At 63.3% G+C, this 20,413-nt stretch carries 18 protein-coding genes and 1 pseudogene; 11 read left to right on the top strand and 8 right to left on the bottom strand.

The genetic code is table 11. The features are described from left to right. The first annotated feature begins 276 nt into the window (after positions 1-276). The 5 genes from purL to grxD all read left to right on the top strand — a co-directional run bounded on the left by purL (position 277) and on the right by grxD (position 4,235). Positions 277-2,451, top strand: coding sequence for a phosphoribosylformylglycinamidine synthase subunit PurL (gene purL, locus BLW25_RS04935; RefSeq protein WP_092896903.1), 2,175 nt, complete (start codon positions 277-279; stop codon positions 2,449-2,451). 32 nt (positions 2,452-2,483) lie between these two features. After that, on the top strand, positions 2,484-2,906 hold the full coding sequence (locus BLW25_RS04930; protein ID WP_171909479.1) for a GNAT family N-acetyltransferase: 423 nt from the start codon (positions 2,484-2,486) through the stop codon (positions 2,904-2,906). A 1-nt stretch (position 2,907) separates the two neighbouring features. Beyond that, positions 2,908-3,408 (top strand): GNAT family N-acetyltransferase, encoded by a 501-nt coding sequence (locus tag BLW25_RS04925; protein ID WP_092896898.1) that lies wholly within the window; start codon positions 2,908-2,910, stop codon positions 3,406-3,408. Between the two features lie 67 nt (positions 3,409-3,475). Continuing rightward, positions 3,476-3,718 carry a BolA/IbaG family iron-sulfur metabolism protein gene (locus BLW25_RS04920; protein ID WP_092896895.1) on the top strand — a complete coding sequence of 81 codons (243 nt, stop codon included), beginning with the start codon at positions 3,476-3,478 and terminating at the stop codon, positions 3,716-3,718. A gap of 157 nt (positions 3,719-3,875) precedes the next feature. Continuing rightward, positions 3,876-4,235: a Grx4 family monothiol glutaredoxin gene (gene grxD / locus BLW25_RS04915; RefSeq protein ID WP_092896892.1), complete on the top strand. Its 360-nt coding sequence runs from the start codon at positions 3,876-3,878 to the stop codon at positions 4,233-4,235. Between the two features lie 109 nt (positions 4,236-4,344). On the opposite strand, the gene BLW25_RS24250 is transcribed toward grxD, so the two are convergent. The 3 genes and pseudogenes from BLW25_RS24250 to BLW25_RS04900 all read right to left on the bottom strand — a co-directional run bounded on the left by BLW25_RS24250 (position 4,345) and on the right by BLW25_RS04900 (position 5,969). Then, entirely contained in the window at positions 4,345-4,638 is a 294-nt protein-coding gene (locus BLW25_RS24250; RefSeq protein ID WP_171909478.1) for an MliC family protein, read from the bottom strand. Between the two features lie 331 nt (positions 4,639-4,969). Continuing rightward, a pseudogene (locus BLW25_RS24885) lies at positions 4,970-5,335 on the bottom strand (cell division protein ZapA); the annotation flags it as partial. Further along, positions 5,328-5,969 (bottom strand): hypothetical protein, encoded by a 642-nt coding sequence (locus BLW25_RS04900; RefSeq protein ID WP_092896884.1) that lies wholly within the window; start codon positions 5,967-5,969, stop codon positions 5,328-5,330. The pseudogene BLW25_RS24885 and the gene BLW25_RS04900, both read right to left, overlap by 8 nt. A 223-nt stretch (positions 5,970-6,192) precedes the next feature. Here BLW25_RS04900 and tkt point away from each other — a divergent pair, with 223 nt between their 5' ends. Continuing rightward, on the top strand, positions 6,193-8,208 hold the full coding sequence (gene tkt, locus BLW25_RS04895; protein ID WP_092896881.1) for a transketolase: 2,016 nt from the start codon (positions 6,193-6,195) through the stop codon (positions 8,206-8,208). A 168-nt stretch (positions 8,209-8,376) separates the two neighbouring features. Here tkt and topA read toward each other — a convergent pair whose 3' ends face one another. Both topA and dprA read right to left on the bottom strand, forming a co-directional pair. Beyond that, positions 8,377-11,121 (bottom strand): type I DNA topoisomerase, encoded by a 2,745-nt coding sequence (gene topA / locus BLW25_RS04890; RefSeq protein ID WP_092896879.1) that lies wholly within the window; start codon positions 11,119-11,121, stop codon positions 8,377-8,379. A gap of 123 nt (positions 11,122-11,244) precedes the next feature. Then, positions 11,245-12,447: a DNA-processing protein DprA gene (gene dprA, locus BLW25_RS04885; RefSeq protein WP_092896876.1), complete on the bottom strand. Its 1,203-nt coding sequence runs from the start codon at positions 12,445-12,447 to the stop codon at positions 11,245-11,247. A 299-nt stretch (positions 12,448-12,746) separates the two neighbouring features. Between dprA and BLW25_RS04880 the strand changes: the two genes are divergently transcribed. Together BLW25_RS04880 and BLW25_RS04875 are read left to right on the top strand one after the other, a co-directional pair. Next, positions 12,747-14,024 carry a 4-aminobutyrate--2-oxoglutarate transaminase gene (locus BLW25_RS04880; protein WP_092896873.1) on the top strand — a complete coding sequence of 426 codons (1,278 nt, stop codon included), beginning with the start codon at positions 12,747-12,749 and terminating at the stop codon, positions 14,022-14,024. 130 nt (positions 14,025-14,154) lie between these two features. Then, the gene (locus BLW25_RS04875) at positions 14,155-14,421 is read left to right on the top strand and encodes a glycine zipper 2TM domain-containing protein (RefSeq protein WP_092896870.1); all 267 of its coding nucleotides are present in this window, start codon (positions 14,155-14,157) and stop codon (positions 14,419-14,421) included. Positions 14,422-15,392: 971 nt separating this feature from the next. Here BLW25_RS04875 and aroQ read toward each other — a convergent pair. Together aroQ and metF are read right to left on the bottom strand one after the other, a co-directional pair. Then, a complete protein-coding gene (aroQ, locus tag BLW25_RS04860; protein WP_092896862.1) occupies positions 15,393-15,830 on the bottom strand; it encodes a type II 3-dehydroquinate dehydratase in 438 nt (145 codons plus the stop codon). A gap of 200 nt (positions 15,831-16,030) precedes the next feature. Continuing rightward, on the bottom strand, positions 16,031-16,900 hold the full coding sequence (gene metF, locus BLW25_RS04855) for a methylenetetrahydrofolate reductase [NAD(P)H] (protein WP_092901528.1): 870 nt from the start codon (positions 16,898-16,900) through the stop codon (positions 16,031-16,033). A gap of 88 nt (positions 16,901-16,988) precedes the next feature. Here metF and BLW25_RS04850 point away from each other — a divergent pair, with 88 nt between their 5' ends. Continuing rightward, positions 16,989-17,894, top strand: a complete 906-nt coding sequence (locus BLW25_RS04850) for a LysR family transcriptional regulator (protein ID WP_092896859.1) — start codon at positions 16,989-16,991, stop codon at positions 17,892-17,894. Between the two features lie 152 nt (positions 17,895-18,046). Then, a complete protein-coding gene (locus BLW25_RS04845; RefSeq protein ID WP_092896857.1) occupies positions 18,047-18,904 on the top strand; it encodes a L,D-transpeptidase in 858 nt (285 codons plus the stop codon). Between the two features lie 37 nt (positions 18,905-18,941). Here the strand turns inward: BLW25_RS04845 and BLW25_RS04840 are convergent, their stop codons facing one another. Continuing rightward, positions 18,942-19,418: a DUF2867 domain-containing protein gene (locus tag BLW25_RS04840; RefSeq protein ID WP_092901524.1), complete on the bottom strand. Its 477-nt coding sequence runs from the start codon at positions 19,416-19,418 to the stop codon at positions 18,942-18,944. Positions 19,419-19,598: 180 nt separating this feature from the next. On the opposite strand from BLW25_RS04840, the gene BLW25_RS04835 reads away from it, so the two are divergent. Further along, a complete protein-coding gene (locus BLW25_RS04835; protein ID WP_092896854.1) occupies positions 19,599-20,387 on the top strand; it encodes an inositol monophosphatase family protein in 789 nt (262 codons plus the stop codon). Positions 20,388-20,413 lie beyond the last annotated feature (26 nt).

Here is a 20,413-nt window from a genome sequence, read left to right as displayed (position 1 = left end):
CCGAGCTTTGCTCGGCCTTTTTTTTGCTTTGTGCCAACGGGCCGCTGCACGCGCAGAATCGCCGGAGAAACCCACCAGCGGCAGCAAGGCTGCGCGCCCCGGCGGCGCCTTTGTCGCATCTGCGCATTATCCTGACGCCTATTCCTGCCGCAAACCGGGCAGAGCCCTTCCCCAGGCGCGCGTCATGCAATAAGACGCGCGCAGATTTCCTGCATTGCCGCAGAAGTGCCGCAGCAGGCCCGACCAGACCAGAGCTGCAGACCCGGAGGCCCGATCATGTCAGACGCCGCACGCGACCCCGCAATCACCCCGGAGCTCATCGCCTCGCATGGGATCAAACCCGACGAATATGCGCGCCTGCTGGAGATCCTCGGCCGCGCGCCCTCTTTCACCGAGCTAGGCATCTTTTCGGCGATGTGGAACGAGCATTGCTCCTATAAATCATCGAAGGTCTGGCTGCGCACCCTGCCCACGACCGGCCCGCAGGTGATCTGCGGCCCGGGCGAGAATGCCGGCGTGGTGGATATCGGCGATGGTCAGGCGGTCATCTTCAAGATGGAAAGCCACAACCACCCCTCTTACATCGAGCCGCATCAGGGCGCCGCGACCGGCGTCGGCGGCATCCTGCGCGACGTCTTCACCATGGGTGCGCGGCCCATCGCTGCGATGAATGCGCTGTCGTTCGGCCTGCCCTCGCATCACAAGACCGCGCATCTGGTGAAGGGCGTGGTCGAGGGCGTCGGCTCCTACGGCAATGCCTTCGGCGTGCCGACCGTGGGCGGCGAAGTGCGCTTCCACAAATCCTATAATGGCAACTGCCTCGTGAACGCTTTCGCGGCGGGCCTCGCCGATACCGACAAGATCTTCTATTCGGCGGCGAGCGGAGTCGGCATGCCGGTGGTCTACCTGGGCGCCAAGACCGGCCGTGACGGCGTTGGCGGCGCAACCATGGCCTCCGCCGAATTCGACGACACGATCGAGGAAAAACGCCCCACTGTTCAGGTCGGCGACCCCTTCACCGAAAAGCGCCTGCTGGAAGCCTGCCTTGAGCTGATGCAGACCGGCGCTGTGATCTCGATCCAGGATATGGGGGCTGCGGGCCTCACCTGTTCGGCGGTCGAGATGGGCGACAAGGGTGGCCTCGGGATCAAACTGCAGCTTGATCAGGTGCCGCAGCGCGAAGCCAATATGACCGCCTATGAGATGATGCTCTCGGAAAGCCAGGAGCGGATGCTCATGGTTCTGAACCCCGAGCTGGAAGATGTCGCCCGCGCGATCTTTGTGAAATGGGATCTCGATTTCGCCATCGTGGGCGAGACGATCCCGGAAGACCGCTTCCTGATCCTGCACGGTAATGAGATCAAGGCAGATATCCAGCTGTCAAAGCTGTCTTCGAGCGCGCCGGAATATAACCGCCCCTGGGTCGAAACGCCGAAAGCCGAACCGCTGGGCGCAGTGCCGCAGATCGGGGCAATCGACGGGCTGAAAGTGCTGCTGTCGAGCCCGAACTACGCCCATAAGGGCTGGGTGTTCGAACAATATGACAGCCAGGTCGGCGCCGATACCGTCGTCACCCCGGGCCTGCCCGCAGGCGTCGTGCGCGTGCACGGCACGACCAAGGCGCTGGCTTTCACCTCGGATGTGACGCCGCGCTATGTCAGGGCGAACCCGTTCGAAGGTGGCAAACAGGCAGTGGCCGAGGCCTATCGCAACCTGACCGCCATGGGCGCGCTGCCGCTGGCGACCACCGACAATATGAATTTCGGCAACCCCGAAAAGCCTGAAATCATGGGGCAATTCGTCGGTGCCATCAAAGGCATCGGCGAGGCGGTTTCGGCGCTCGACATGCCGATCGTTTCGGGCAACGTGTCGCTTTACAACGAGACCGATGGCTCGGGCATCCTGCCGACGCCGACGATCGGCGCGGTGGGGATCCTCGCCTCGCTTGATGATCTGATCAACGGCAAGCCGCAAGCCGGTGACGTGGCGCTGCTGATTGGCGAAAGCTTTGGCCATCTCGGCCAGTCCGCCCTGATCGCAGAAGCCTTTGGCGACGAGCGCGGCGATGCGCCGCCGGTCGACCTGGCCGCAGAAAAGAAAAACGGCGATTTCGTCCGCGCCCATCGCAAATCGATCACCGCAGCCTCTGATCTCAGCGATGGCGGCCTGGCGCTGGCGGCTTTTGAAATGGCAGAAGCGGCCGGCACCGGCATCACCCTGATCCCGGGCGACACCTCGGCGCTCTTTGGCGAAGATCAGGCGCGCTATCTGCTCGCAGTCCGCGAAAGCGCTGCGGCTGAGATCGAGGCCGCAGCCATCGCCGCGGGCGTCGCAGTCACCCGGATCGGCGCTTTCGGCGGCGACAAGGTGACGTTCGGCGAGGACAGCGCCTCCCTCGCCGGGCTTTCGGAACTGTATCGCAGTGCCTTTGCCACTGCTGTGGGTCTGTGATCCGGCGCGCAACAGCGGATGATCTTGCCCGGGTGGACCTCCTGATCAAGGCCCACCCTTCTGCCCTGATGGATAAGGGCATCGACCAGCTGCACGAGATGCTGGAGGCCGAAGATTGCGAGATCCTGATCCGCGAGGACCAGGGTTTTGCGGGCTTTGCGACATTGCATATGCTTTATGACCAGGTCTGGTATCTCGACAATTTCGCGGTCGATGGTCCGGGCCAGGGGCAAAAACTGATCCGGGACATGCTGGCAGTGGTGTTTGACGAGCTGGGCGCGCATCGTCTGATGTGTGACGTGGTGTTCGACAATGCTGCCGGCATGACCGCGATGCGGCGCGCGGGCTTCACCTTCGAGGGCAATATGCGGCAATGCTGGAAGCGGGGCGGCATCTGGGTCGATTGCCATGCGTTCTCGATGCTGGCGCCGGAATGGCAGAAGATAAGGGGCTGAGATGGTTCTGCATCCAATCGATCTGAGACTGGCCACCGTCAGCGATTTCGCCTTTATTCGCGCCCTCGCGCAGCGTCCCGAAAACCGCGCTTTCATCACCGACGAGGACGAGGCCGCTTTGGCCGCCTATGTCTCCGCACCCGATTCCCGTCTGCTGATCGCCGAAGAGAATGGCACCGCGATCGGCTATGCTCTCTTTTGCGAGATCGGCGATCCGTCAGGAAGGACAGAATTGCGCCGCCTCGCGCTGGCCGTGACCGGCGGCGGGCGCGGGCGCGCCTTTGTCGGACAGCTGATCTGCTATGGGTTCGACAGGCTGCAGGCGCGCCGCCTCTGGCTTGATGCCTCGGGCGAGAACCCGCGCGCGATGGCGCTTTATGAAAAGCTCGGCTTCCGGCGCGAGGGCGTGCAGCGCGAACACTGGTATCGCCCGGATGTCGGGCGCAATGTCGATCTGCATCTTTTCGGCCTGCTGCGCAGTGACTGGCAAGAGGCGCGCTGAGCCATCTCCCTTGCAGCCCCTGCAACCAGAGCTTACATCTTTCAGCGAATGAGCAAGGAGCAGCCCGATGCCAATGGAAGGCAAGGATATTGAGGCCCTGATCCGGGAGACCTTCCCCGAGGCAAAGATCACCATCACCGATCTCGCGGGAGACGGAAATCACTGGGCGGCAGAAGTGATCGACGAGAGCTTCCGCGATATGAACCGCGTGCAGCAGCAGCGCGCCGTCTATGCCAGCCTGAAGGGCAAGATGGACGGGGCGCATGGAGAATTGCATGCCCTGGCACTGACCACCAAGGCACCGGAATGAGCATATATGCCGGAGCGTCTCTGCAGGGTCCGGCGGCACTTTCCGCGCTGCTTCCCCTTGCCGGGTGCTGCGGCAGTTGCAGGGCTTTCTGAAACATGGCGGCAGCTACGCCGCATAAACGCCGGGCCGAGCACTGGCGAGCCGAGAGGAAACTGAAATGAGCGCGCAGGATCAGATCCGCGAAACCGTCGAGAAAAACGCTGTGGTGCTGTTCATGAAGGGCACCAAGACCATGCCGCAATGTGGCTTTTCCAGCCGCGTCGCGGGGGTGCTGAATTACATGGGCGTCGACTTTGCCGATGTGAATGTGCTGGCCGATGCGGAAATCCGTCAGGGGATCAAGGATTTCTCCGACTGGCCGACCATCCCGCAGCTTTACGTCAAAGGCGAATTCGTCGGCGGCTGCGATATCGTGACCGAGATGACGCTTTCGGGCGAGCTGGATGCGCTGTTCGAGAAGAACGGCGTCAGCTTTAACAAGGAAGCCGCTGACAAGATCCGCGAAGCCAACGGCTGAGGGCGCGCGCGTCCCACCCGCGCCGGTTCCTTTCAAAGGAACCGTGCCGAAATCTTTGAAGATTTCGGCTTCTGGCAACCGCCCGGAGCAGCAGCCCGGGCGATTTGCTTTATTGCTGCTGGCAGCCGTCGAGGATGGTCTTTTCCTCACCACCTTCCGACCACATCAGGAAGGCGGTTTCGCCCTTTGTCCACCAGATGTAATGCGCCCCATCCGAGGGCCAGCCATAGCGGGCACCGGAGGCAGAGGTTTCGATCTCCAGCGTGATCTGTGTCCCTTCGACATTCAGCACAGCCAGCGACAGATCCGGCGCATTCACATAGGTGACCGGCACTTCCACGCCGCGCTCACACAGGTAGCGGGTGGTCTGGAACGTGCTGTCCTGCGCCTCGGCCTGGGCCATAGTGGCGATCAGGGTCGTGGCAAAAAGAGCCGCAGCTGCGACAGATCCGTTTCTCATTCTTCCGTCCTCCGGGGGGGGCATCTGCAGGGTCTGACTGGTCACCGGGCGCCGGCTCTTCCGGATCGGTATCCGGCCGGGCAAAGACGTTCGGCAGGTCGCCTTCCGGGTCATAGTCCGGCACAGGCGACAGGTTGGGACCGCGCCCCGCAGCGCTGACCAGATCGCCTTCGGGCTTCGCATCCTCTGCCTGCAGGATCGCGCCCGATTTGGCCGGTGCCTTTTTCAGGGTGCCCTGCCCTATCTCGGCCACGGCGCTGCGCTGCGCCTCTGTGGCTTTCTCACCGACCCGCTCGGCCAGGGCTTCGGCCCGGGCGGCAAGTTCGGCGAAGGTCAGCGGCACCTGTGGCGGGATCACCGGCACCTCGATACGTTTGGCCTCCGGCTCCGGCCGGTCCTCCAGCATCGAAAGCTTCGCCCGCAGCTCGCGCATTTCCTCTTCCTGCGCCGCCGTCCGGTCAGCGAGCATCAGCCCCGCCATCAGCAACATCTTCGTTTCCGGCAGCCGTCCCATCGACGCCACCAGTGGCTGCGCCTCGACATCCAGCTGCGCCGCAGCCGAGCGCAGGAAATGTTCCTCTCCCGGCTGGCAGGACACCATAAAACCGCGCCCGCCGATCATCACCTCGATATCAGGCATGTTCCGCCTCCCCGATCTGCATGCTCAATGCGGTGGCGATCCCGTCAAGCTCGGCCATCTCGGCCAGCCGGCTCGCCCGCAGCGCATCAAGCTCCGTCAGCATCGCCCGGTTCACCGCTGCCGCATCCACCAGCCCCGCTGCCGAGGCTTCGGTGATCCGGCGCAGTTCCTCGCGCAGCGTCGCCGCGCTGCGCGTCATCCGCGCCAGCTCCAGCCCCTGGGCATCAAGCTGTTCGGTAAGCGCGGCCAGTTGCTCTTCATAAGCGGCCCTGAGCGCAGCCTCGCGTTCACGCGCCTCGGCGAGGCGTTCGCGCATTCTGACAAGGGTGGGCTCCTCGCGCCCGCCCAGGGCCTCGAACTCGGCCCGCGCCTCGGCTCTGGCGGCGCGAATCTCATCCGCGGCCTGACGCCCCGCGCGTTCCGCAGCCTCGACCGCCCCGGCGGCCCGCGCCGTCTGGGCATCACGCGCCATTTCAGCCCGGAGCCGCGCCGCTTCGGCCTCTCTGGCCCGTTCTTCGGCCAGCGCCAGCTGCTCCGCCCCGTTTGCCCGCGCGGCGTCGATGGCGGAAAACCCGGCCTCTATCCGCCGCAAGGCCGATGAAATACGACGCTCGAACTCGACAATTTCCTGCATACCCGCCCTCACCGGCTTTTGGTCTTGCTGCAAGGATAGCCTGCACGAATCGCAGGCGAAACCCCTTCACCTCAGTTTAGCGCGTTTTGGGCGCCGCATCGCCGCGCTTATTTCCCCTTTCCGGCCAGCGGCTTGCCATCAGAGCTGCCTCGCCGCTTGATCTTGGGCCTGGGCGGGACTATGCCGCTTCCTGTTTCCGCTATCATCGCAGAGGATCACCCAAGTGGACATCGCAGCCCTTCGCGCCCGTCACCCCGATCACTGGATGCGCGCCGCCGCCATCCGCACGCTGACGCTCGACGCGGTGGCAGCCGCCAATTCAGGCCATTCCGGCATGCCGATCGGCATGGCCGATGTCGCAACGGTGCTCTTCTCAAAGCATCTGAAATTCGATCCGACCGCGCCCCGCTGGGCCGACCGCGACCGTTTTATCCTGTCGGCCGGACACGGCTCGATGCTGATCTATTCGCTGCTCTACCTCACCGGCTATGCCGATGTGACGCTGGATCAGATCAAGAACTTCCGCCAATGGGGCGCCATCACCGCCGGTCACCCGGAATATGGCCATGTCTCGGGCGTCGAAACCACCACCGGCCCGCTGGGTCAGGGCATCGCGAATTCCGTCGGCTTCGCCATGGCCGAGGAACACCTGCGTGCCAAATACGGCGCGAAAATCCAGGACCATTACACCTATGTCATCGCCGGTGACGGCTGCCTGATGGAAGGTGTCAGCCAGGAGGCCATCGGCATTGCCGGCCGCCAGAAGCTGTCGCGCCTGATCGTGCTCTGGGACAATAACGACATCACCATCGACGGCAAAGTGTCGCTTTCGGACGTGACCGACCAGCGCGCGCGCTTTGCCGCTTCGGGCTGGGATGTGTTCCATTGCGACGGCCATGACCCGGAAGATATCGACCGCGCGATTACCGCAGCCAAGGCCAGCCCGCGCCCGGCGCTGATCGACTGCAAGACCCATATCGCGCTTGGTCATGCCGCGCAGGACACGTCGAAAGGCCATGGTGCGCTGACCGACAAGGCGCAGCTCGAAGCCGCAAAAGCCGCTTACGGCTGGACCGCTGCTCCCTTCACCATCCCGGCAGAGATCAAGACCTGGTGGGAATCGCTGGGCAAGCCGGGTGCGAGCGCCCGCGCAGAATGGGAAACCCGTCTCGCGGCCCTTCCCACCGGCAAAAAAGCCGAATTCGAGCGCAGCTTCGCGCTGGATGTCCCGGCGAAACTCGCAGGCGCCATCCGTGCGCTTAAGAAACAGGCCGCAGAGACCCAGCCGAAACTCGCGACCCGTTCGGCGTCGGAGCAGGTTCTGAACGTCATCAACCCGATCCTGACCGAGACCTTCGGCGGTTCGGCTGACCTGACCGGTTCGAACAATACCAAAACCGCCGATCTGGGCGCCTTTGACGTCGACAGCCGCAAGGGCCGTTACATGTATTGGGGCATCCGCGAGCACGGCATGTCCTCGGCGATGAACGGCATGGCGCTGCATGGCGGCGTCCGGCCCTATTCGGGCACTTTCATGGCCTTCACCGACTATGCCCGCCCCGCGATGCGCCTGTCGGCGCTGATGGGTCTTCCGGTCGTTTATGTCATGACCCATGACTCGATCGGCCTTGGCGAAGATGGCCCGACCCACCAGCCGGTCGAGCATCTGGCGATCTCGCGCTCGACCCCGAACACGCTGGTATTCCGCCCGGCCGATCTGACCGAAGTGGCCGAAGCCTGGGAAATCGCGTTCACCCAGAAAACCACGCCTTCGGTCATGGCGCTGTCGCGGCAGAACCTGGTCGCCGTGCGCAAGACCCATACCAACCAGAACATGACCGCCAAAGGCGGCTATATTCTGGCCGAAGCCGAGGGCAAGCGTCAGGCGATCCTGATCGCCACCGGCTCCGAGGTCGAGATTGCGATGAAGGCCCGTGACCTGTTGCAGGCCGAAGGCATCGGCACCCGCGTGGTCTCGCTGCCCTCGATGGAGCTTTTCGCGCAGCAGGACGAAGCCTGGCGCAAAAAGGTGCTGCCGGCAGGTCCGGTGCGCGTCGGCATCGAGGCCGGTGTGCGTCAGGGCTGGGATCGCTGGCTGCTGGGCGAGCGCGGCAAGGAAGCTAAGGCCGATTTCGTCGGCATGTCCTCCTTCGGCGCCTCGGCCCCCTATGACCGTCTTTACAAAGAATTCGGCATCACCGCCGAAGCCACTGTGGCAAAGGTCAAAGCGCTGCTCTGAGCGGCGCGGACAGAATGACAAAAGGGCGGCCTTGCGGGCCGCCCTTTTTCTTTGGACCTCCGGTTTCCTCCCCGCCTCCTGCCACCCGATCACGCAAAGAAAAAGGCGGAGGAAATCCCCCGCCCGTTTTGATCGGCCAGTCGGGCCGGGAACCGCACAGAGAGCCGGTCAGGCCTCTGACGCAGCCGCCTTCTTCACAGCTGGCTTTTTCGCAGCGGTTTTCTTAACCGCAGGTGCCGCCACTCCCTCAGCCGCAGCTTTCTTTGCCGGAGCCTTTTTCGCGGGCGCTTTCTTTGCCGCAGGTTTGGCCGTTGCCGCCTTGGCGGGGGCCTTTTTCGCCTTCTTCGCCGGAGATTTCGCGGCCTTCTCAGCCACCAGAGCAAGCGCCTCTTCCAGCGTCACCGCCTCGGGTGCGATGTCTTTGGGCAGTGTCGCATTGACCTTTTCCCATTTGATATAAGGCCCATAGCGCCCGGGCATCACCTGGATCTCGCCGCCATCAGGATGCTCACCCAGCGATTTCAGCGGCTGCGCCGCAGCACCGCGCGCGCCCGGCCCGCGCAGTTTCTTCTGCGCCAGCAGTTCCACCGCGCGGTTCATGCCAAGGCTGAACACCTCTTCCGCATCGGCGAGATTGGCATAGGTCTTGCCATGTTTCACATAGGGTCCGAACCGGCCGAGATTGGTTTCCACCGCCTCGCCATCTTCCGGATGCGCCCCGATCTGGCGCGGCAGCGACAGAAGCTGCAACGCGCGTTCCAGCGTCAGTGTGTCCGGGGTCCAGCCCTTGGGCAGGCTGGAACGGTCAGGCTTCGGCTGCGCCTCGGTCGCTTCACCGCGCTGGACATAGGGGCCGAAGCGCCCTGCCCGCAGGGAGATCTCGTTGCCCTGATCATCCTGACCGAGGATCCGCCCATCCGAGGCCGCCGATTCCGCATCGCCGGCGATGGGCCGCGTGTAACGGCATTCCGGATAATTGCCGCAGCCGATAAAGGCCCCGCCCGAACGCGCGGTTTTCAGATGCAGACGGCCTGTGCCGCAGGTCGGGCAGATACGCGGATCAGATCCGTCTGCGCGGGGCGGATAAAGATGCGGCGCAAGGAATTCATCAAGCTTATCCAGAACCTCGCCGATCCGGAGATCTGCCGTTTCCGCCACCGCGGCCGAGAAATCACGCCAGAACCGTGCCAGCACATCCTTGTAATCCCGCTCGCCCGCCGAGACATCATCCAGCTCGCCTTCCAGCGCGGCGGTGAAATCATATTCGACATAGCGGTGGAAGAAATTCGACAGGAAGGCCGTCACCAGCCGCCCCTTATCTTCGGGGATCAGCCGGTTCTTGTCCTTGCGGACATATTCGCGATCGACAATCGTCGTCAGGATCGAGGCATAGGTCGAGGGGCGCCCGATCCCGAGTTCCTCCATCCGCTTGACCAGCGTCGCCTCGGTATAGCGGGCGGGTGGCTGGGTGAAGCTTTGCGAGGCCAGAACCGCGCCGCCCTCGCCCAGCACGGCCGAAGCGATGCGCTCTTCCTTATCGCCCGCAGCCCGCGCGGCTGCTTTGGAAAACGCCTCTTTCAGCGCCCCGGAGGCCGGTTTTACCGCCTCGCCCTGCATGATCTGCGGCAGGCGACCCTCATCATCTTCTTCCTCGTCACGGCCCTGGTCATAGACCTTGAGGAAGCCGTCGAACAACACGACCTGACCATTGGCGCGCAGACCGACCTGACCATCGGGCGAGGTGATTTCGACCACGGTCCGCTCCATCCGGGCGGCTTCCATCTGGCTCGCGATGGTGCGTTTCCAGATCAGGTCATAGAGGCGGCGCTGGTCCTCCTCGACGCGCAGCTTTGACGGATCCACCGACATATCGGTCGGGCGGATACATTCATGCGCCTCCTGGGCATTTTTCGCCTTGTTCTTATACATGCGCGGGCTTTTCGGGACATAAGCGTCACCGAACCGCCGGCCGATCTCGGAGCGCGTCGCCATCACCGCCTCGGGCGCCATATCGATGCCGTCGGTCCGCATATAGGTGATATAGCCTGCCTCGTAGAGGCGCTGCGCCGCGTTCATACATTGCTTCGCCCCCATGCCGAATTTGCGGCTGGCCTCTTGCTGCAGGGTTGAGGTCATGAAGGGCGGCCAGGGATTGCGGCTCGCGGGTTTGCTCTCGACGCCCGCCACGGTGAACTGGCGCGAGGTCACCGCATGCACCGCCATCTCGGCCGCGGCCAGCGTGGGAATGTCGAATTTCTGCAGCTTTGCGCCAGCCAGCGTGACCAGCGACGCCTCGAACTCCTGGCCGCGCGGCGTGGTCAGGATCGCCCTGACTGTCCAGTATTCGCGCGCCTTGAAAGCTTCGATCTCCATCTCGCGCTCGACGATGAGGCGCAGACAGACCGATTGCACGCGGCCCGCCGATTTCGCACCTGGAAGCTTGCGCCACAACACCGGCGACAGGGTGAAGCCGACCAGATAATCCAGCGCGCGCCGCGCCAGATAGGCATGAACCAGCGGCTCATCGACCTCGCGCGGTTCCTTCATCGCCTTGGTCACCGCATCTTTGGTGATGGCGTTAAAGGTCACCCGGCTGACCGTCTTGCCCTTTTTCAGCGAAGAGGCGAGCGCCTCTTTCAGATGCCAGGAAATCGCCTCGCCCTCACGATCAGGGTCGGTGGCCAGAATCAGCGCGTCATCGGTTTTCAGCGCCTCGGCAATAGCACGGACATGCTTCTTGCTCTCGGGCGCCACCTCCCATTTCATCGCGAAATCGTGTTCGGTATCAACCGAACCATCCTTGGGCGGCAGGTCGCGAACATGGCCATAAGAGGCGAGAACGATATAGTCCGGCCCAAGATATTTGTTGATAGTCTTGGCCTTGGCAGGAGATTCTACAACGACGACAGGCATGAATCCCTTTCCGGAACGTATTCTACACAGGCAATATGGGCGGTCCCAGATGTGGTGTAACAGGGGCAATTGTCAACTGTGACGCTGACAATCGCCTGGCGGGTCCCGGACTGTTGCATCACTTCAGCGTCGCGACAAAAGCCCGCCGGGCTGCCGCTGGATCCGCCCCTGCAACTCGAGTGTCAGCAATTCCGGCACCAGCGCCGCGCTGGACAGCGAAAGATCACGCATCAGCTGGTCTTCGGCCAGAGGGCTGGGGCCAAGTCGGTCCAGGATCATGCCATGCAGCCGGACGGTCTCGCTCAGAACGGTGGGACGAGCCGGTTTTTCGGGCCCGGGCGCCCCAATCTTCGGATCACGTTCGGGCAGCTTTGTCGCAGCCGTCCCCGTCAGAGGCCTTGCCGGGTGTCGGGTCAGGTCCGGCATATTGGGGCCGGTTCCAAGCGCCTCGAACACATCCCCCGCATCCCGCAACAAAGCCGCACCATCCCGGATCAGATGATTGCAGCCACCCGAGCGCGCATCAAACGGGTGGCCGGGCACCGCCAGAACCTCGCGCCCGAGATCCAGCGCGATCCGGGCCGTGATCAGTGAGCCGGACCGCGCCGCCGCCTCGACCACCAGCACCGCCCGGGCCATCCCTGCCACGATGCGGTTTCTGAGCGGGAAATGCCGTGCATGCGGCTGAAGCCCCGGCGGCTGTTCCGAGATCCGCAGCCCCTGGCGGGCGATATCCGCCGCGAGACCGGCATTCTCCTGCGGGTAGATCACCTCGACACCGCCGGCCTGCACAGCGATGGTGCCGGTCGCAAGCGTTGCGAGATGCACCTCGGCATCAATGCCGCGCGCAAGGCCCGATACGGTGCAGAACCCCGCCTCGCCAAGATCCCTGGCCAGCCTGCGCGCCATGCGGACACCAAGAGAAGACGCATTGCGCGCGCCGATGATCGCGACAAGTGGCCGCCGCAACAGGGTGGCATTGCCCTGCATCCACAGGACGGGCGGCGCGTCATCGGTCGCGGCCAGCAAATCTGGGTAATCCGGATCACCATGGAAAAGCAGTCGCGCCCCGAGACTGCGCCCGGCCGCGAGTTCCGCCCTGGCAACGCCTTCAGGACAGCATTCATAATCCTGGACCCCTGCCGCACGGGCAATCGCCGGCAAAGCGGCCAGTGCTGCGGCAGCGGAGCCGTGTTCCAGGATCAGCCGGTGAAAGGTGACCGCGCCGACCCTGCGGGAACGAATGAGACGAAGAACCGTAAGACGTTCCTCCTCCGTACGGGGTGGGGTGGGGTGTGTGGGGTTCGAAAGCTGACCGTCCGCCATGTCACCTCGCCTCATTCGCAGATCCGAGATTGGCGGCACCTGGTTAACGAAAGCTGAAGATTTTCGCCCGCCAGCGCGAATTTCCGGCGTTTTCGCAGAGAACCCGTAAAATTCGCTGCAATCATGGGCGCCCTCCCCGATCTGGTCATACTGGCGCGAAGGAATGCGCCGATCTGGCCTCATGGCTTTCATTGATCCGCGCCCGGCGATCTGGTCGAATGCGCGCAAGAAAGCGACGGTCGTACAGCCGCCGCTGCCATTGCCGCGCGCGCGCCGCCCGGTGCCCAGAGGAGCCTGCCATGAAAAACGCCGAAGTCGCCAAACGCCGCGAAGATGCCATTTCCAGAGGCGTCGGCATGTCGACGCAGATCTATGCCGACCGCGCCGAAAACGCCGAAGTCTGGGATATCGAGGGCAACCGCTATATCGACTTTGCCGCCGGGATCGCGGTCGTCAATACCGGGCACCGCCACCCGAAAGTGATCGCGGCGGTCAAGGATCAGCTCGACCGGTTCACCCATACCTGCCACCAGGTTCTGCCCTATGAAAACTATATCCGTCTGGCCGAGCGCCTGAACGAGGCAGTCCCGGGTGATTTCAAGAAGAAGACGATCTTCGTCACCACCGGCGCCGAAGCCGTTGAAAACGCAATCAAGATTGCGCGCCGCGCCACCGGCCGCAATGCGGTGATCGCCCTTGGCGGCGCCTTCCATGGCCGGACCTTCATGGGCATGACCCTGACCGGCAAGGTCGAGCCCTATAAAAAGGGCTTCGGCGCGATGATGCCCGATGTCTTCCATGTTCCCTGCCCGCAGGAGATCCATGGCATCACCACCAAAGACACGCTTGACGGCATCACCAAGCTCTTCAAAAACGATGTCGACCCCGAGCGCGTCGCCGCCATCATCTTCGAGCCTGTCCAGGGCGAAGGCGGCTTCTATCCGCTGCCGACCGATCTGATCAAAGCCCTGCGTGCGCTTTGCGACCAGCATGGCATCGTGCTGATCGCCGATGAGGTTCAGACCGGCATCGGTCGCACCGGCGCGCTGTTCGCGATGGAAGCACATGGCGTGGCGGCAGACCTGACCACCATGGCCAAGGGTCTTGGCGGCGGCTTCCCGATCTCGGCTGTGACCGGGCGCGCTGACCTGATGGATGCAAGCCAGCCCGGCGGCCTTGGCGGCACCTATGCCGGCAACCCGCTTTCGGTGGCGGCGGCAAATGCGGTTCTTGATGTGGTTGAGGAAGAGGGCCTGAATGCCCGCGCCACCGAGCTCGGCTCGCGTCTGAAGCAGAAGCTGGAAGAGATCCGCGCCACCACGCCCGAGATCATCGACATCCGCGGCCCCGGTTTCATGATCGCGGCCGAATTCGGCAAACCCGGCACCACCGAACCCGATGGCGATATCGTGAAACGCATCATCGCCGAGGCGCTGAAGCGCGGGCTGATTCTGCTCAGCTGTGGCGTTTACGGCAATGTGGTGCGCTTCCTTGCGCCGCTGACGATCGCCGAGGCGCATTTCACCGAAGCGCTCGGGATTCTTGAAGCCTCAGTAGCGGCAGCCCGCCAGGGTTGAACGCTGTCAGAAAGTGATAATTGACTGAGGCTTCGCAGTCAGGGAACCTTTTGGCATCGGGCCGCGTTTACCGCGCGGCCCAAAACCAAAGCTCTCCAAAGCTCTGCGGAGCGAACCATATGAGGTTGTCATGAAAGCGATCGTCCTTGCTCTCTCGCTCTCCGGCCTGGCGCTTTCCGCCTGTGTCGAGACCACGCCTACCCAGAACACCGTGCTTGGCGGCGTCGCCGGCGCAGCCGCAGGCGCCGCTCTGTCTTCGGGCGACGATATGGGCAAAGGCGCGCTGATCGGTGCGGCTCTGGGCGCAGCCGCAGGCACCTATCTCGGCCAGACCTCGACCAAAGGTCAGTGCTATTACCGCAACTCGGCCGGCCAGCGCTACGTCGCAGCCTGCTGACCCTGAGGCGCATCTGCCGGTTTCGACCACGCATGCGCTCGTCGGATGCCGTTCGGTTTGCCGGCCGCCCTGTTCCAACCCAGCCCCGGAACGATCTGTCGCCGGGGCTGTTTCTGTCTGAACAGCACGCAGTGACAGGCCGTAGCATCTGCGCTGACGTTCCAGTGGGACCAGGCAGCGCCGGGCCCGACGCACAGACAGGTCACAGACGCGCGCTTCGGCCCCAGCCCGATCTGTCTTACCGCAATCCCGGAACCAGCCGCCGCTTTGCCCCTGCGGACTGATCTGCCCCCGCCTCTGATCATTCGCGCCGGAGCTGCGCGGGTTCATGGGGACGCCAGCATTCCGGCAGGCCCGGACCTGAACCCGTCAGCGCCGGGAGTTGCCATCATCGGCCGCAACGGTTCGGGCAAGACCGACTTCTTGCCAGTCTGATCGCAGCACAAAGCGGTTCGGTCAGCGTCAGCGGCAAGGATAGATATAAGCCCCCGCACCGCACTTTCGGTGACCGGCATCCTGTTCCTGACCCCGGGCCATTGGATCCCCTTGCCAATCATCACCGAAGCGCTGGCCTTCGCGCGTCCCCGGCAAGGGATCAGACGTCGCGGGCCTGATCCCGCGCCGCCTGGCTCCCCTTCACAGCGACGTTGCGGGGGCTGATGCAGCACGTTACCTGACTGGTCTTCCCTGCCCGCCCCCCGGTGATCGGGGGCATCGGGACGTTTTACCCGCGCCCCAATCAGGTCATGGCCTGGATGCCGGATTTCTCGCAGACACAGGCGATCTTGTATTGCGGCGCCTTCTCGCCGTGTGACGGCGTCAAAGCGGTGCTCGCGCGCCTGATCTGGCCACCCTGGCCAAAGCGCGCGCCGCGTCCTTGCCATCACGCGCCTGACCAGAGGTGGACGATTTCTTCAAAGAAATCGGCGCGTTTCCTTTGAAAGGAAACGCTTCGCCCGGGTGATCCGGCTTCAGCCGATCAGCGTCGCAATGCGACGCAGCGCAAAAGCATAGCCTTCGGTGCCGCAGCCCGCGATGACCCCATCGGCGCGCGCCGAGACATAGGAATGATGGCGGAACGCCTCGCGTTTGTGGATGTTCGAGATATGCACCTCGATCACCACCCCCTCGAATGCGTTCAGCGCATCAAGGATGGCCACCGAAGTATGCGAATAGGCGCCGGGATTGATGATGATCGCAACGGAGCTGTCCCGCGCCTCATGGATATGATCCACAAGCGCGCCCTCATGGTTCGACTGATGCGCCACCAGCCCGAACCCGAACGACTCCGCCAGCCGGGCCACCATTGCCTCGATATCGGCGAGCGTCTCATGCCCGTAGATCTCCGGCTGGCGCTTGCCCAGCAGGTTCAGGTTCGGCCCGTTCAGAAGCATGACCTGTTTTGCCATCTCATTTCCCCGTCATCGGCCCTTCAGGCCCCGCTCACCGCCCGAAGATAGCCGAGCCCGGGCAGCCGGGGCACCCCCCTCGCGACAATAAAAAATGCGGCCCCGTCCTTCTCGCCGCAGCGAGGGAACGGAACCGCCAGGGAGATTGCTTCAGGCTGCAAGCGGCCTCTATCCGGATGCAGCACTGCCTTCGCTCGCCCTCAGGCGACGTTTTCCAGAACCAGCTGCGGCTGGATTCCAAGCGCGCGCACCACTTCGCGCGTCAGCTCCGGGCGGTTCAGCGTGTAGAAATGCAGATCCTCAACCCCGCCCTCGATCAGCCGGTCGCAAAGCTGGGTGCATTGCGCCAGCGCGTAAAGCTCTTCACGCCCGTCGCGTTTGGCGCGGGTGAAGGCCTCGTCAAGCTTCGCCGGTACATCCGTCCCGCAGCGTTTCGCGAATTTCTTCGCCCCGTCCCAGGAAGTGATCGGCAGGATCCCCGGAATGACCGGCGCCGTGATCCCCGCCTTTACGCAGGCATCGCGGAAGCGGAAGAACGTATCCGCCTCAAAGAAGAACTGGGTCATGGCCGAAGTCGCACCGGCATCGATCTTGCGCCTGAGGAAATCGACATCTGCTTGCGTCGAGGCGCTGTCGGGATGCGGTTCCGGATAGGCACCGACCCGCACTTTGAACTTGCCGGTCTTTGCAATCGCCCCGACCAGCTCGACCGAAGACGCAAAACCCTCAGGATGCTTTTCCCAGGCGGCCGCACCTTTGGGTGCATCGCCGCGCAGCGCCACGATCTCGCGCACCCCGGCCTCGTAATAGCTCTCGACAATCTCCATCGTCTCGGCTTTCGACGCATCGACACAGGTCAGATGTGCGGCGACATTCAGCCCGTAATTGCGATGGATGATCCCGACCGCCTCATGGGTCAGCTTGCGCGTCGTGCCGCCCGCACCATAGGTAACCGAAACGAATTCCGGCTGCATCGGTGCCAGCGCCTGCACCGTATCCCAAAGCCGGAACGAGGCATCGAGCCCCTGCGGCGGGAAAAACTCGAACGAGATGCGCGGCGTTTTCGTCATGATCGGGTCTCCGTGAACAAGCCCCTTGTCGCAGATTCCCCAATGTGAGACAAATTCATAATCCTCAGCATCTTTATGAATACGGCACATGTATATCGAGATCCGCCACCTTCGCACCATCCGCGCCATCCATACCGCAGGCGGCCTCGCCCGCGCCGCCGAGATGATGAACATGACCCAGTCGGCACTGTCGCATCAGGTCGCTGGGCTGGAGGATCAGGCGGGGATGGAGCTCTTTGTCCGGCGCTCGAAACCGATGCGGCTTTCAGCGGCAGGGTTTCGGATGCTGAAACTTGCAGATCGTATCCTGCCCGAAATCGACGCGCTGGAAGAGGAATTCATTGCCCTGAGATCGGGGAAATCAGGGCGGCTGCATATCACGCTGGAATGCCATGCCTGCTATGACTGGCTGTTTCCGGTGCTGGAAATGTTCCGCCGCGCCTGGCCCGAGGTGGATGTCGATATCCGCGCGGGCCTCGCCTTTGATGCCATGCCGGCGCTCAATCGTGAAGAGGTCGATCTGGTGATCACCTCGGACCCGGCCGCGCAAAACGGTATCACCTTCAATCCGCTCTTCGACTATCATCCGACCTTCGTGGCCTCGTCGCAAAACCCGCTTGCGGCGAAAGAGTTCATTCGGGCCGAAGATTTCCGCGATCAGGTGGTGATCACCTATCCGGTCAGCCGCGACCGGCTCGATCTCTTCACCGAAGTCCTGACCCCGGCCAAGGTAGAACCCCGTGGCCATCGCACGGCCGAGCTGACGGCGGTGATCCTGATGCTTGTCGGATCGAACCGGGGTGTGGCAGTGCTGCCCGACTGGGTGATGCGCGAAGTGTGCAGGTCCAGCGACTATGTCACCCGTCCGCTGGGGCCGGAACCGGTTCTGAAACGCATGTATGCCGCCACGCGCGAAGAGGACAGCACCCGCCCCTATATGGCGCATTTCCTGCGGCTTGCCCGGATCGAGGCGGTGCGGCTGCAGCGTGGCTGAACTGCAACTTTGCTGTTCTAAGCGGCTTTTCGCTGCAAAAGGCGGGATTTCATAACCTGGCATTGACCGAATCGTCGTTGACTATTTTCCAGCCCCGCCAAAAGCTGAGCCATGACCACCTGTTTTCCGATTTGACGATGACGGAGAGTATTATGCGCGCAGATTTCTTGCCCGCTCTGGCGCTTATCCTGGCCCTGGCCGCGGCTCCGCTGCAGGCAGAAACTCAACCCGGCGCAGTGACCGACAGCCCTTCCAGCAGCCCCGCTGCCGCCCCCGGCGCGAAGTTCATAAAACCCGAAATCATCACCGCGGATCCGGGCACCGAAGATCCGGTGAAACAGGCGGGCACCCTCGCAGAGGAAATTCTTTCTGCAGCGACGCTGGACACGGGTAAAGATACAGCCCAGATCCTGGAACAACCCGAAAGCGTTGAGGGGCTGAGCGGAGCGCCGATACCCGGCACTCTCACATCAGAACCCGGAACGAGCGAGACCGGAACCACCTGGACCGGCACTGTGGAACCCCTGGTGTCAGAGCCCTTTGCATCTGCCTCGCTGCCGCAAGACCCTGCCATACCGGTGGAAATCGTGCTGGAGGCGGCGACCTCGGGCGTGACCCGGGCGGCGGCAATTGTCGAGGAACTCCGGCGTGAGACCATCGAGGTTCGCGTCTCGATCTCGCGGCAGATGATGGAGGTTCGGTATAATGGCGAGGTTCTTCATGAATGGCCGGTCTCGACCGCGCGGAAGGGCAAAGTGACGCCCAAAGGCAGCTTCAAGCCGCAATGGCTGTCGAAGAACCATAAATCCTCACTCTATAACAACGCGCCGATGCCCTATTCGATTTTCTACAGCGGCAATTATGCGATCCATGGCACCGATCAGGAATCAAAGCTTGGCCGCCCGGCCTCGGCGGGCTGCGTGCGCCTCAGCCGCGCCAATGCGAAGGTGCTCTTCGCGATGGTGCAGCAAGAGGGCAAGTCGAAGATGAAGGTCGAGATCCTCGACTGATCACAGGCGCCGCACCCTCGCAGGACGGCCGGCGGGTTCAGCGCCGCATCAGCCGGTGCCGCAATCGCCGGAGCATATTGCGCACAATAAACCGATGGGCGATGCCGACCGGCAGCATATAGATCCGGCCATAAAGATTATGGGTGATCACCGATGAGGTGATCGCCACCATATTTCCCGCAGTCGAGATACAGGTCATCACATCGAGATGGCGGTCGCGTTCGGTGAGAACCAGAAGATGCGGCCCGGCATGTTCGACCAGAAAGAAATCCAGCCGATCCCCCGTCCCGACCCTGTCGTGGCTTGTGCCGGAAAAGCCGCCGATCCGCCGCACGCCGAACCGCGCGGAGACCGCATCGCGGATCCGGAAGGCCAGTTGCATCAGCGGCTGTGGCCCGGTCATGATCAGGTTCCAGACCTCCAACGCGCCGAGGGCGACCGGCAGTTCTGCCCGCGCGCAATCGTAAAACCGGAGCCTGTCCGGCCCGGCAAGTGTCACGATCTCTGGCTGCATCTTTTCCCTGCCGTCAGTCCCTGAGCCATTCTTTGGCCAGGACAGCCACAGCGCCATAGCACAAAAGGTCGCAATTCCCGGCCCTGACCGCGCCTGCGGGCTGCTTCCGGCCCTTTCCTTCCCGCGTCTTTCCCTGTAAGGCCCATCCGTTCCAGCCAATGCCTGACCCGGAGTCCGCCCATGCAGGGAAGCGCCAACCTGAACCTTATGATCAAGGCCGCCCGCAAGGCTGCGCGCTCGCTGGTCAAGGACTTCCGCGAGGTCGAGAACCTCCAGGTTTCCGCCAAAGGTCCGGGCGATTTCGTCTCGAAAGCCGATCGCGAGGCCGAGCGCATCATCAAGGAAGACCTGATGGGCGCGCGCCCGTCTTACGGCTGGCTGGGCGAGGAAACCGGCGGCACCGAAGGCCAGGACCCGACGCGGCGCTGGATCGTCGATCCGCTGGACGGAACCAATAACTTCCTGCACGGGATCCCGCACTGGTCGATCTCTATCGCGCTGGAACATAAGGGCGAGATCGTCTCGGCGGTGGTCTATGACGCGCCGAAGGACGAGATGTTCTATGCCGAAAAAGGCTCGGGCTGCTGGCTGAATGACAATCGCCGCCTGCGGGTCTCGGGGCGGCGCAGCCTGCATGAATCGCTGTTTGTCACCGGCGTCCCGCATGGCGCACAAAAAACACTGCCTGCGACGATGAAAGACCTCTCGCTGGTCAGCCCCGGCACCGCTGGCGTGCGCTCGTCCGGATCGTCGGCGCTTGATCTCGCCTGGGTCGCCGCCGGGCGCTATGAGGGCTGTTTCCAGCGCGAGCTGAAGGCCTGGGATATGGCTGCGGGTCTTTTGCTGGTCAAAGAGGCCGGCGGTCTGGTGGAAGGCATCCGCGAAAATCAGGATCCGCTCGACAGCGGGTCGGTCATCGCCGCCAATGACCAGATCTTCAACCAGCTCGCAGGCCTGCTGCGCGGCTGAGACGCGCGACCCGGGCCATATCCCCC

It is taken from the genome of Rhodobacter sp. 24-YEA-8, assembly GCF_900105075.1.
Lineage (GTDB): Bacteria > Pseudomonadota > Alphaproteobacteria > Rhodobacterales > Rhodobacteraceae > Pseudogemmobacter.
This window is presented reverse-complemented; position numbering and strand designations above follow the sequence as displayed.